General features: G+C 60.1%; 14 protein-coding genes. All 14 read right to left on the reverse strand.

Annotated elements, in window-relative coordinates:
* Positions 1-20: 20 nt before the first annotated feature.
* The 14 genes from AACY49_RS00520 to AACY49_RS00585 all read right to left on the reverse strand — a co-directional run bounded on the left by AACY49_RS00520 (position 21) and on the right by AACY49_RS00585 (position 12,946).
* Positions 21-392, reverse strand: coding sequence for a chemotaxis response regulator CheY (locus AACY49_RS00520; protein ID WP_167331167.1), 372 nt, complete (start codon positions 390-392; stop codon positions 21-23).
* A gap of 167 nt (positions 393-559) precedes the next feature.
* Positions 560-1,300, reverse strand: coding sequence for an RNA polymerase sigma factor FliA (gene fliA, locus AACY49_RS00525; RefSeq protein ID WP_007894214.1), 741 nt, complete (start codon positions 1,298-1,300; stop codon positions 560-562).
* On the reverse strand, positions 1,297-2,127 hold the full coding sequence (gene fleN / locus AACY49_RS00530) for a flagellar synthesis regulator FleN (RefSeq protein WP_003222917.1): 831 nt from the start codon (positions 2,125-2,127) through the stop codon (positions 1,297-1,299). The genes fliA and fleN overlap by 4 nt, the downstream gene beginning before the upstream one ends.
* A 116-nt stretch (positions 2,128-2,243) precedes the next feature.
* A complete protein-coding gene (gene flhF / locus AACY49_RS00535) occupies positions 2,244-3,569 on the reverse strand; it encodes a flagellar biosynthesis protein FlhF (protein WP_339521355.1) in 1,326 nt (441 codons plus the stop codon).
* Between the two features lie 11 nt (positions 3,570-3,580).
* A complete protein-coding gene (gene flhA / locus AACY49_RS00540) occupies positions 3,581-5,710 on the reverse strand; it encodes a flagellar biosynthesis protein FlhA (protein ID WP_258696946.1) in 2,130 nt (709 codons plus the stop codon).
* A gap of 233 nt (positions 5,711-5,943) precedes the next feature.
* Entirely contained in the window at positions 5,944-7,083 is a 1,140-nt protein-coding gene (flhB, locus tag AACY49_RS00545) for a flagellar biosynthesis protein FlhB (RefSeq protein WP_258696947.1), read from the reverse strand.
* Between the two features lie 3 nt (positions 7,084-7,086).
* Positions 7,087-7,869 (reverse strand): flagellar biosynthetic protein FliR, encoded by a 783-nt coding sequence (gene fliR / locus AACY49_RS00550; RefSeq protein ID WP_339521356.1) that lies wholly within the window; start codon positions 7,867-7,869, stop codon positions 7,087-7,089.
* A 3-nt stretch (positions 7,870-7,872) separates the two neighbouring features.
* Positions 7,873-8,142 carry a flagellar biosynthesis protein FliQ gene (gene fliQ / locus AACY49_RS00555; protein ID WP_258696949.1) on the reverse strand — a complete coding sequence of 90 codons (270 nt, stop codon included), beginning with the start codon at positions 8,140-8,142 and terminating at the stop codon, positions 7,873-7,875.
* Positions 8,139-8,897, reverse strand: a complete 759-nt coding sequence (fliP, locus tag AACY49_RS00560) for a flagellar type III secretion system pore protein FliP (protein ID WP_320391425.1) — start codon at positions 8,895-8,897, stop codon at positions 8,139-8,141. The genes fliQ and fliP overlap by 4 nt, the downstream gene beginning before the upstream one ends.
* A complete protein-coding gene (fliO, locus tag AACY49_RS00565; protein ID WP_258696951.1) occupies positions 8,897-9,346 on the reverse strand; it encodes a flagellar biosynthetic protein FliO in 450 nt (149 codons plus the stop codon). Before fliO ends, fliP begins: the two co-directional genes overlap by 1 nt.
* A complete protein-coding gene (gene fliN, locus AACY49_RS00570) occupies positions 9,347-9,805 on the reverse strand; it encodes a flagellar motor switch protein FliN (protein WP_008039811.1) in 459 nt (152 codons plus the stop codon).
* Positions 9,806-9,873: 68 nt separating this feature from the next.
* Positions 9,874-10,842 (reverse strand): flagellar motor switch protein FliM, encoded by a 969-nt coding sequence (fliM, locus tag AACY49_RS00575; protein ID WP_007938639.1) that lies wholly within the window; start codon positions 10,840-10,842, stop codon positions 9,874-9,876.
* Positions 10,843-10,851: 9 nt separating this feature from the next.
* Positions 10,852-11,352 (reverse strand): flagellar basal body-associated protein FliL, encoded by a 501-nt coding sequence (gene fliL, locus AACY49_RS00580; protein WP_258696952.1) that lies wholly within the window; start codon positions 11,350-11,352, stop codon positions 10,852-10,854.
* A 226-nt stretch (positions 11,353-11,578) separates the two neighbouring features.
* Positions 11,579-12,946, reverse strand: a complete 1,368-nt coding sequence (locus AACY49_RS00585) for a flagellar hook-length control protein FliK (protein ID WP_339521357.1) — start codon at positions 12,944-12,946, stop codon at positions 11,579-11,581.
* Between the last annotated feature and the right edge of the window lie 85 nt (positions 12,947-13,031).

Raw genomic sequence — 13,031 nt, forward strand, 5'->3', positions numbered from 1 at the left:
CTCCCCCGTGGCGCAGTTTCTCAACCGATGCGTTCGAAAATCTTCTCGATTTTTTCTTTCAACGCCTGGGCCGTGAAGGGTTTGACCACATAGCCGTTAACACCGGCCTGGGCCGCTTCGATGATCTGCTCGCGCTTGGCTTCAGCGGTCACCATCAGCACCGGCAGGTGCTTGAGCCTTTCATCGGCGCGCACCGCACGAAGCAGATCGATGCCGGTCATACCGGGCATGTTCCAGTCGGTGACCAGAAAATCGAAGTTACCGCTTTGCAGCATCGGCAACCCGGTCAGCCCGTCATCGGCCTCGGCGGTGTTGGTGAACCCAAGGTCACGCAACAGGTTTTTTATGATCCGCCGCATCGTTGAGAAGTCATCAACGATGAGGATTTTCATGTTCTTGTCCAATTCGACCTCCAAGCAGTCTTAAACGCGCCCAGCACCTGGACGCGCCATTTCAATCAATCCGGCAAAGCACTCAATGACTGTCTGGAGCACAACAGATCGAGACCGGCGCAGTTCAACACCACACAGGCTCCATTCGCAGTGTCCCCACACTGCCTTCAGCGCGCTCGCCACTCCCCCAAACGCCCCCGCAAACGGGCCGCGCACTGGCTGTGTAACTGGCTGACCCGCGATTCGCTGACCCCCAGGACCTCACCGATTTCCTTGAGATTCAACTCTTCGTCGTAGTACAGCGCCAACACCAGTCGCTCACGCTCCGGCAAATTGGCAATCGCGTCCGCCAGCGCCGCCTGGAAGCGTTCATCTTCCAGATCGCGTGACGGCTCGAGATGAGCACTCGCGCCATCCTCATGCAGCCCTTCGTGTTCGCCGTCCTGCAACAGATCGTCGAAACTGAATAACCGGCTGCCCAGGGTGTCGTTCAAAATCCCGTAATAATCGTCGAGACTCAATTGGAGTTCGGCCGCAACCTCGTGATCTTTAGCATCACGGCCGGTTTTAGCTTCAATCGAGCGAATCGCGTCGCTGACCATGCGGGTATTGCGGTGAACCGAACGTGGCGCCCAGTCCCCCTTGCGCACTTCATCAAGCATTGCGCCGCGGATTCGTATGCCCGCGTACGTCTCGAAACTCGCGCCTTTGCTGGCGTCGTATTTGGTCGATACTTCAAGCAGGCCGATCATCCCGGCCTGGATCAGGTCTTCAACCTGGACACTGGCCGGCAAACGGGCCAGCAAGTGGTAGGCAATGCGTTTGACCAGTGGCGCGTAACGCTCGATCAGTTCGTACTGCGCGTCACGCGCCGACTTCTTGTAAAGGTTGTAACCGCTGGCTGTCATAGCACGGGTCCTGCCGTTTGTTGCACGAGGCGCTCGACGAAAAACTCCAGGTGCCCACGCGGGTTGGCCGGCAGCGGCCAGGTATCGACCTTCTGCGCAATGGCCTTGAACGCCAGGGCGCACTTGGAACGCGGAAAGGCTTCATAGACGGCACGCTGCTTCTGCACGGCCTTGCGCACGCTTTCGTCGTAAGGCACCGCACCGACGTATTGCAACGCGACGTCGAGGAAACGATCCGTGACCTTGGTCAACTTGGCGAACAGGTTGCGGCCTTCCTGCGGGCTCTGCGCCATGTTGGCCAGGACGCGAAACCGATTCATGCCGTAGTCGCGGTTAAGCAGTTTGATCAGCGCGTAGGCGTCGGTGATCGAGGTCGGTTCGTCGCACACCACCAGCAAGACTTCTTGCGCTGCGCGCACGAAGCTGACCACCGAGTCACCAATGCCCGCAGCGGTGTCGATCACCAATACGTCGAGGTTGTCGCCGATGTCGCTGAAGGCCTGGATCAGGCCGGCGTGCTGGGCCGGGCTCAGATGAACCATGCTCTGGGTGCCGGACGCGGCCGGGACGATGCGGATACCGCCAGGCCCCTGCAACAGCACGTCGCGCAGTTCACAGCGGCCTTCGATCACGTCGGCCAGGGTGCGTTTGGGTGTCAGCCCCAACAGGACGTCGACGTTCGCCAGCCCCAGATCGGCATCCAGCAGCATGACGCGCCGGCCGAGCTCAGCTAGAGCCAGGGACAAGTTCACTGACACGTTAGTCTTCCCGACGCCACCTTTGCCGCCGGTCACCGCGATCACCTGTACGGGATGCATGCTGCCCATGTTATTTCTTTACCTTGTCTTACTTAGACGGAGGCCACATTACTGGCTGCGCGTTCACCATTGGAACAATGCATGGCAGACCATCGATGTAGGTACAAAAACTGTTCATTAATACCTCAGCCAACCCGCTTGGTCGGGCTGTGGTAAATATCAGCGAACATGTCAGCCATGGCTTCTTCGCTGGGTTCTTCCTGCATTTGCACGCTAACGGCGCGGCTGACCAAGTGATGACGACGCGGCAGATGCAAATCATCCGGAATCCGCGGGCCATCGGTCAGGTAAGCCACCGGCAACTCATGGCTGATGGCCAGGCTCAACACCTCGCCCAGGCTTGCCGTTTCATCCAGTTTAGTCAGGATGCAGCCGGCGAGGCCGCAGCGTTTGTAACTGTGATAAGCGGCGGTTAGAACCTGTTTCTGGCTGGTGGTTGCCAGGACCAGATAATTTTTTGATTTGATGCCCCGTCCGGCCAGGCTTTCGAGTTGCATGCGCAGTGCCGGGTCGCTGGCTTGAAGGCCGGCGGTATCGATCAGCACCACGCGTTTGCGCAACAAGGGTTCCAGCGCCTGCACCAGGGATTGGCCCGGATCGACGTGGGTGACCGACACATTGAGGATGCGACCAAGGGTCTTGAGCTGTTCCTGAGCACCGATGCGATAGCTGTCCATGCTCACCAGTGCGATGTTCTGCGCGCCGTACTTGAGCACGTAACGGGCCGCGAGCTTGGCCAGCGTGGTGGTCTTGCCCATGCCGGCCGGGCCGACCATGGCAATCACACCGCCTTCTTCCAGTGGCTCGACTTCCGGGGTGGCGATCATCCTCGCCAGGTGCGCGAGCAACATGCGCCAGGCCTGGCGTGGTTCTTCAATGTCGGTAATCAGCGCCAGCAGATCCCGCGACAACGGGCCGGACAAGCCGATGCGCTGCAGGCGACGCCAGAGGTTGGCCTGGGCCGGACGGCTGCCTTGCAGCTGATTCCAGGCCAGCGAACCGAGTTGCACTTCCATCAGTTCACGCAGGCTATTGAGTTCGAAACGCATCGAATCGAACGCACGCGGGTCCACGCCGGTCGCCGCGGCAGGTGCGGGCGCAGGGCGCCGAGGCTCGGCCAGCGTCGGTTCGATCAGCGGCTCGGCGGCGGTCAACGGCAAACCGGCGAACAACTGGCGGTTGGTGGTCTTGTCGCTCTCGCCATCGCTACGCAGGCTCAGTTCGGCCTGGGCGGTGACGATCCGCGACTGGGTCTTGCGCAGCTCATCCTCGAGTTCCATGTTCGGAACACGCGGGGCCAGCGCCGACAATTTGTAATCCAGGGCAGCCGTCAGCTCGACACCGCCAGCGATCCGGCGGTTGCCAATGATGGCGGCATCGGCGCCCAGCTCATCACGAACCAGTTTCATGGCCTGACGCATATCGGCGGCGAAAAAACGCTTAACTTGCATAAACCACTACCTCAGCCGTTGGGCCCTACTGTCGCAACGATGGTCACTTGCTTGTTGTCAGGAATTTCCTGGTAAGCCAACACATGCAAACCCGGGACTGCCAGTCGGCCAAATCGCGAGAGCATCGCGCGAACCGGGCCGGCTACCAGCAGAATCACCGGTTGACCTTGCATTTCCTGACGCTGCGCCGCGTCGATCAACGAGCGTTGCAGTTTCTCTGCCATGCTTGGCTCCAGCAGAACACCCTCTTCCGAGCCTTGTCCTGCCTTCTGAAGACTATTGAGCAATATTTGTTCCAACCTTGGCTCCAAGGTGATCACAGGCAGCTCAGACTCAGTGCCTACAATGCTTTGCACGATTGCACGGGATACGCCGACGCGCACCGCCGCCACCAAAGCGGCAGTATCTTGACTCTTGGCGGCGTTGTTCGCGATGGCTTCGGCGATGCTGCGAATGTCCCGTACCGGCACCTGTTCGGCCAGCAACGCCTGCAAGACTTTGAGCAGTTGCGACAGCGAAACCACCCCCGGCACCAGCTCTTCGGCCAGCTTCGGTGAGCTTTTGGCCAGCAATTGCATGAGTTGCTGGACTTCTTCGTGGCCGATCAGCTCGCTGGAGTGCTTGTACAGAATCTGGTTCAAGTGGGTCGCCACTACCGTACTGGCATCGACCACGGTGTAACCGAGCGATTGCGCCTGGGCACGCTGGCTGATTTCGATCCAGACCGCTTCCAGACCAAAAGCCGGATCTTTGGCGGTGATGCCGTTGAGCGTACCGTAGACCTGCCCCGGGTTGATCGCCAGTTCGCGGTCCGGGTAAATCTCGGCCTCGGCCAGGATCACGCCCATCAGGGTCAGGCGATAGGCGCTAGGCGCCAGGTCGAGGTTGTCACGGATATGCACTGTCGGCATCAGGAAGCCCAGGTCCTGTGAGAGCTTTTTACGCACCCCCTTGATCCGTGCCAGCAACTGCCCCCCCTGGTTGCGATCCACCAGCGGAATCAGACGGTAACCGACTTCCAGGCCAATCATGTCGATCGGCGTCACGTCGTCCCAGCCAAGCTCCTTGGTTTCCTGAGCACGGGCCGGCGATGGCAGCAGTTCCTGCTGACGCTTGACCTCTTGCAGAGCCTGGACCTTGACCGCGTTCTGTTTCTTCCAGAACAAGTAAGCGCCACCGCCCGCCAGGGCCGCCATGGACAGAAAGGAGACGTGCGGCATGCCAGGCACCAGGCCCATCACCGCCATCAAGCCAGCAGCCACCGCCAAGGCTTTTGGCGAGGCGAACATCTGACGATTGATCTGCTTGCCCATGTCTTCCGAACCGGAAGCACGGGTCACCATGATCGCGGCAGCGGTCGACAACAGCAGTGATGGCAATTGCGCCACCAAACCGTCACCAATGGTCAACAAGGCGTATACCCGACCGGCATCGCCAAAGCTCATGCCGTGCTGGAAGATACCGACCGCCATACCGCCGATCAGGTTGATGAACAGAATCAGCAGGCCGGCGATGGCGTCACCGCGCACGAACTTGCTGGCACCGTCCATGGAACCGTAGAACTCGGCTTCCTGAGCCACTTCCATCCGGCGCAGTTTCGCCTGGTTCTGGTCGATCAGGCCGGCGTTCAAGTCGGCGTCGATGGCCATCTGTTTACCGGGCATTGCGTCGAGGGTGAAACGTGCGCTCACCTCGGAAATCCGCCCGGCACCCTTGGTCACCACGACGAAGTTGATGATCATCAAAATCGCGAACACCACGATACCGACCACGTAGTTCCCGCCGATCACCACCTCACCGAAGGCCTGAATCACCTTACCGGCGGCGGCATGGCCGTCCTGACCGTGGAGCATCACCACCCGCGTCGAGGCCACGTTAAGCGCCAGTCGCAACAACGTCGCCACCAGCAGAATGGTCGGGAACACGGCGAAATCCAGCGGCCGCAAGGCGTACACGCAGACCAGCAACACGACGATGGACAAGGCAATGTTGAACGTGAAAAACACGTCCAGCAGGAACGGCGGCACCGGCAACATCATCATGGCCAGCATGACCAGCAGCAACAGCGGCACACCCATATTGCCCCGACTGAGGTCGGCAACGTTTGTGCGGGCACTGTTGATTAACTGAGAGCGATCCACCGGTTTTCCCCGTTCCTTTAAAGCAAACTTTTGACGCCTGAAGCAGGCGCAGGGCGGCTATTGCAAGAAGCCTTCCAACTTTTGCCGAGGCTTGAAATAGAGGTTTATGCAGACCCAAAAAGATCAAAAGATCGCAGCTTTCGGTAGCGCCTACGGATTAGGTTCACACCGCAACATCGCGGGTAACTCACGATCCGTGCAGGAGCTGCCGAAGTCTGCGATCGTTTGATCTATCAGGAATCGCGCCGCAGATCCGGTGGAATCGGCAGATCATCCTTGAGCGGATCCGGGCGCTTGCCCTTGCCCGCGCGGTATTGGCGGATCTGGTAGACGTAAGCCAATACCTGAGCCACGGCCAGATACAGCCCGCCAGGAATTTCCTGCTCCAGCTCCGTGGAGTAGTAGATAGAACGCGCCAGGGCAGGCGACTCCAGCAGCAGCACTTCGTTGGCCACGGCGATTTCGCGGATCTTCAAGGCCAGGAAGTCGCTGCCCTTGGCGATCAGCATCGGCGCCCCGCCCTTTTCAGGATCGTACTTGAGCGCCACGGCGTAGTGGGTCGGGTTGGTGATGACCACGTCAGCCTCGGGGATGGCGGCCATCATCCGCCGCTGAGACATCTCGCGCTGAAGCTGGCGAATCCGCTGCTTGACCTCTGGCCGCCCTTCCTGATCCTTGTGCTCGTCGCGTATTTCCTGCTTGGTCATCAACAATTTGTTGCGGCTTTCCCAGAGCTGCACCGGCACATCGACCGCGGCGATGATGATCAGCCCGCACGCCATCCACAAGGTGCTCCAACCGACCACTTGCAGGCTGTGAATGATCGCCATGTCCAATGGTTCGCGGGAGATGCGCAGTAGATCGTCAATGTCCGACGACAAGACCGCCAACGCCACGAACAACACGATGAAAAACTTCGCCAGGGCCTTGAGCAACTCCACCAGCGCCTTGGTCGAGAACATGCGCTTGAGGCCCGCGACGGGGTTCATACGACTGAACTTGGGCGCCATGGAGCCAGCCGCGAACAGCCAGCCCCCCAGAGAAATCGGGCCAATCAGCGCGGCCAACAGCAAAGTGATCATCACCGGCTGAACCGCCAACAGAGCGATCTGCCCCGAGTGCAGCAGATAAGTCGCCATAGAGCGCTGATCCAGAATCACCTCCCGCGAGAGCGAGAAGTTCATGCGCATCAGCTCCATCAGATCCTGAGCCAGGGCGCCACCGAAAATCAGCAACCCGCCGGCACCGGCGAGCATGACCGCGAAGGTGTTGAGTTCCTTGGAGCGCGCAATCTCGCCCTTCTCACGGGAGTCCTTTTTGCGCTTCTCCGTGGGGTCTTCTGTTTTGTCCTGACCGCTTTCGCTCTCAGCCATGACTCAGCGCGCCCGTGCCAGTTCGCGTAACAACTGCAAGGCCTCGGAGGCCAGCGGTTGATACTGATTGAGAATGTCCGCCAGGGCGATCCAGAGGATGACCATCCCAAGCACCAGGATCAGCGGGAAGCCGATCGAGAAAATGTTCAACTGCGGCGCCGCCCGGGTCATCACGCCAAAGGCAATGTTGACCACCAGCAACGCGGTGATCGCCGGCAACACCAGCAACAGCGCCGCACCGAGTACCCAGCCAAGCTTGCCGGCCAGCTCCCAGAAATGATTGACCATCAACCCGCCACCGACCGGCAATGTGGTGAAGCTTTCGGTGAGGACTTCGAACACCACCAGGTGGCCGTTCATCGACAGGAACAGCAGCGTCACCAACATCGTGAAGAACTGCCCGATCACCGCCACCGATACGCCGTTCGTAGGGTCGACCATCGACGCGAAACCCATGCCCATCTGGATCGCGACGATTTGCCCGGCGACCACAAAAGCCTGGAAGAAAAGCTGCAAGGAGAAGCCCAACACCGCGCCGATGATGATCTGCTCGGCGATCAGCAGCAGCGCGCTCAGGTCCAGCGCATTGACCGGCGGCATCGGCGGCAGACCGGGAGCGATCACGAAGGTGATCGCCAGGGCCAAGTACAAGCGCACACGCTGGGGCACCAGCGTCGTACCGAAAATCGGCATGACCATCAGCAACGAACCGACGCGAAACAGCGGCAACATGAACGTCGCCACCCAGGTACTGATCTGGGTATCGGTCAGCTGCAGCAGCGACATGGCTTAACCGATGACCTGAGGAATGCTGTGGTACAGCTGCAGAATGTATTCCATGAAGGTCTGCACCATCCACGGACCGGCAACGATCAGCGTCACCAGCATCACCAGCAGACGCGGCAGGAAGCTCAGGGTCTGTTCGTTGATCTGCGTGGCCGCCTGGAACATCGCCACCAACAGCCCCACCAGCAAGCTCGGAATCACCAGCACGGCGACCATCATGGTGGTCAGCCACAGCGCTTCGCGAAAGATGTCTACGGCAACTTCCGGCGTCATGGTGAAACGCCGCCGAAGCTACTGGCCAAGGTGCCGATGATCAACGCCCAGCCATCCACCAGCACGAACAGCATGATTTTGAACGGCAAGGAAATGATCAATGGCGAGAGCATCATCATACCCATCGCCATCAGCACACTGGCCACGACCAGGTCGATGATCAGGAACGGAATGAAGATCATGAAGCCGATCTGGAACGCGGTTTTCAGCTCAGAGGTCACGAAAGCCGGCACCAGAATCGTCAGCGGCGCCTGATCCGGCGCAGCAATGTCGGTACGCTTGGACAGGCGCATGAATAGCTCCAGGTCGCTGCTGCGAGTCTGGGCCAGCATGAAGTCCTTGATCGGCACCTGGGCCTTGGCCACGGCATCCTGCGCGGTGAGTTTTTCCGCCAGATACGGCTGCAAGGCATCCTGATTCACCCGATCGAACACCGGCGCCATGATGAACATGGTGAGGAACAGTGCCATGCCGGTGAGGATCTGGTTCGACGGTGTCTGCTGCAGGCCCAGGGCCTGACGCAGGATCGAGAAAACGATGATGATCCGGGTGAAACTGGTCATCAGCATGACAAACGCCGGGATGAAACTCAGCGCGGTCATGATCAGCAGGATTTGCAGGCTGACCGAATACTCCTGCGCGCCTTCGGCGTTGGTGCCCAGGGTGATTGCCGGGATCGACAACGGATCGGCAGCGAACGCCAGCGGCGCGGCCAGCATCAGGACCAGCGTCAAGACGATGCGTAACGCACCCATTACTTCTTATCCTTCTGATCCTTGCCCAACAACTCCAACAGGCGCTGGGCGAACTCCGGGGTCGCTTTTTCAGTCCCGCTCGGCACTTGCACCGGCTCCTTGAGCACATGCAACGCAGTGATGGTGCCCGGGCTCAGGCCAAGCAGAATCTGCTCGTTGCCGACCTGCACCAGCATCAAACGGTCACGGGGACCCAGCGCCCGGGAACCGATCAGCTCGATCACCTGCCCCTTGCCGGCCGGCCCGGCCTGCTGAACCCGGCGCAGCAGCCAGGCAAGGAAGAAGATCAACCCCAGCACCAGCAGCAAGCCGAACACCAATTGCGTCAATTGCCCAGCCACACCGCTGCTGACGGCCGGCGCGGCAGCCGCTGTCGCAGCCGTCGTCACCGGCTCGGCAGCCAGCACACTGAATGGCAGGGCCAGCACAAAACCCAGAACCTTTTTCACTCAGCGCAACTTCTTGATGCGTTCGCTTGGGCTGATCACGTCGGTCAGGCGGATGCCGAACTTTTCGTTGACCACCACCACTTCGCCGTGGGCGATGAGCGTGCCGTTGACCAGCACGTCCAGCGGCTCACCGGCCAGACGATCGAGCTCGATCACCGAACCCTGGTTGAGTTGCAGCAGGTTGCGGATGTTGATGTCGGTGCTGCCGACTTCCATGGAAATCGACACCGGGATGTCGAGAATCACGTCCAGGTTCGGACCGTCCAGCGTCACCGGATCGTTGTTCTTCGGCACGCTGCCGAACTCTTCCATCGGCAGACGGTTGGACGACGAACCGGCGGCGTCGGCGGCCAGCAAGGCATCGATATCGTCTTGCCCTGCATCACCGGTTTCTTCCAGGGCCGCAGCCCACTCATCAGCCAGTGCCTGGTCGTCCTGGGTATTCATATCGTCAGCCATCATTTGTCCTCGGCAGGCAACCTTCAATCAGAAGCCGTCAGTTAAAAGCGAAAGGGTTGAAGCGCCGGTCAGCGGCGCTCGATCGGTTCGATCACTTGCAACGCGAGGTTGCCTTTGTGCGAGCCCATCTTGACCTTGAAGGCCGGCACGCCGTTGGCGCGCATGATCATTTCTTCCGGCATCTCGACCGGGATCACATCCCCCGGCTGCATGTGCAGGATGTCGCGCAGGCGCAACTGGCGACGGGCAACGGTGGCCCCGATCGGTACGTCGACGTCCAGCACGTCCTGGCGCAAGGCGTTGATCCAGCGCTCGTCCTGATCGTCGAGGTCCGACTGGAAGCCGGCGTCGAGCATTTCGCGCACCGGCTCGATCATCGAGTACGGCATGGTCACGTGCAGGTCGCCGCCACCGCCATCGAGTTCGATGTGGAACGTCGACACCACAATGGCTTCGCTCGGGCCGACGATGTTGGCCATGGCCGGGTTCACTTCCGAGTTGATGTACTCGAAGTTCACTTCCATGATCGCCTGCCAGGCCTCCTTCAAATCGACGAAGGCCTGCTCCAGCACCATGCGCACCACACGCAGTTCGGTGGGGGTGAATTCACGCCCTTCGATCTTCGCGTGACGGCCATCGCCGCCGAAGAAGTTGTCCACCAGCTTGAACACCAGTTTGGCGTCGAGGATGAACAACGCAGTGCCGCGCAGCGGTTTGATCTTGACCAGGTTGAGGCTGGTCGGCACGTACAGCGAGTGCACGTATTCGCCGAACTTCATCACCTGTACGCCACCGACGGCAACGTCCGCCGAGCGGCGCAGCATGTTGAACATGCTGATGCGGGTGTAGCGGGCGAAACGCTCGTTGATCATTTCCAGGGTCGGCATGCGTCCACGGACGATGCGATCCTGGCTGGTCAGGTCGTAGCTTTTGACGCTGCCGGGTTCGGCAGCGTTATCGGTCTGTACCAGACCATCGTCGACGCCATGCAACAGCGCATCGATCTCATCCTGGGACAGCAGGTCCTGCACGGCCATGTCGTGTTCCTACTGCAGTACGAAATTAGTGAAAAGCAACTGTTCGATCACCACTTTGCCAAGCTCTTTCTGCGCCACTTCCTGGACGCTGGCCGTGGCCTTCTGACGCAACATCTCCTGACCGACCGGGGTCGCCAGCGTGGCGAAATCCTGACCGGAAAACAGCATGACCAGGTTATTGCGGATCACCGGCATGTGGACTTTGAGCGCCTCCAGATCAGCCTGATTGCGGCCCAGCATGGTGATGCTCACCTGCATGTAGCGCTGACGGCCGTTCTGGGTGTAGTTGGCCACGAAGGCCGGCGCCATGGGCTCGAAGATCGCCGGCTGCTTGCCGACCACAGCGGTTTCAGCCGCGGCGGCAGGCTTGCTCTGGGCGCTGTGCATGAAGTACCAGGTCGCCCCCACGGACAAGCCGATCGCCAGCACCAAGGCCACGACGACCACAATGATCAGCTTGATTTTGCCTTTGGTTGCGGGGTCTTTTACTACTGCTTCGCTCTTCGCCATGCCAATAATCCGTCACTATTCGGGTTTTCACAGTCGCACGGCAAGGCAAGAGCAAGTGTTATGCCAGAAGTGTCGGGAGGGAGTGGAGGCAGAGGATCATCAGCCACCACAAAACAAATGTGGGAGCGAGCCTGCTCGCGATAGCGGTGCAACAATCAACGCAAGTGTTGAATGTTACTGCCTCATCGCGAGCAGGCTCGCTCCCACACAAGGGGTTGGCGTTTGATCAGGCGTAATAATCGACCGCGCTGGAACCGATCACGCTGGTGGTGTTGGCGGCTACTTCAGCAACCGTCGCAGGAAGCTCTTCATCGACGGAATCGAGGCGACCGCCACTGGAATGGGTACGTCCACCCTGCCCTTGTTGAGCCTGTTCCTGACCCTGGCCTTGCCAGCCACGGGACTGATCGGAAACGTTGACGTCAACCTGGCCCATGCCCTGCTGCGCGAACATGTCACGCAGGCGATGCATTTGCCCGTCGAGTGCTTCGCGAACGCTTGGATGTGCGCTCATGAAGGTCACCTGGGTCTGCTGATCCGGAACCATGTTCACCCGAATATCGAGGCGTCCCAGCTCGGCCGGTTGTAGCTGGATATCCGCCGCCTTGAGATTGGCGCTGGACAGGTACATGACCCGATTGACCACCTCTTCGGTCCAACCGCTCTGATGCATGGCGATCGGCTGGTTCACCGGCAATGCATTGGCCGTCTTCGGCGTTGCGGCCTGGGTCAACGCCGCCAGACGGTTGGCGAAGTCATCGACACGGGTATCGCTGCTGGCGGACTTGAGGTCCTTGAGACCATCATCGATCAGGCCACTGAAAGCCTTCTCGCCGCCCTGGCTGGTGCTGTCCTGATCGGTCTGCACATCAAGCATGCTCGCCATGCCCGCGGCAAAGTTTTGTGCCGAAGTCAGCTCGCCGTCGGCTTGAGCCGGGGTCGGAGCCGCTTTTGGCTGGGCCTGGCTGGCGGCCGAAACGTGCCCGCTCTGTTCCATGGCCATGCGTACCGCTGGCAGTGCATCGAGAGGATCGGCTTCGGGATCGAAATCAGAATCGGCGGTCGCAACAGCCTGCGTCGCTACTGAGGTAACGGTGACTGCGACAGGTGCTTCAACTTGTGGCTGCACAGACGCCACAACCGGCGGGGCTTCCGGTACAGGGGCTGGCACCACCGGTTGTATAACTTGCATCAACGCAGGATCGAGGGACGGATCAACAGGCGCGGTATCGGCCACCGACGTCGACGACTCAGCAGTATCCTGCGCGTCATCGCTGGCTGTCTTGTCGTCGGTCTGCGCCGGTTTATCGGCGGGCAAGGATTTGCCGCTATCGGCAACCGTCGGTTCCGGGGCGGCAGACTGGTCGTTGTTCACGTCCTTTTTGCTGGCGTTGTCCGTAGTTTTGTCGCGTACGGGCTTAGTCGATCCGTCCGCCACGACCGAGGGCTTGTTCTGGGCCTGATTGGCGTAGACCTGAGCGAAGCTGGACGCCTTGTCCCCGGGCTCAGCCGTCAGTGCCGGTGTATTGGCGGACACGGCTTGAGTCTTGGCCGCAGCGGCGGCCTGAAGAAGAATGTTGGGGGTAACGGGCATAAAACGGTCTCCGCTGCACTGGGGTCGTAGGTACAGTTGAGCAAGTTGACTGCAAAGGTCGAGCCAGCTTTGCTCGCTAGCCGCT

The sequence above is a fragment of the Pseudomonas sp. EL_65y_Pfl2_R96 genome, from assembly GCF_963970905.1.
Classification (GTDB): Bacteria; Pseudomonadota; Gammaproteobacteria; order Pseudomonadales; family Pseudomonadaceae; genus Aquipseudomonas.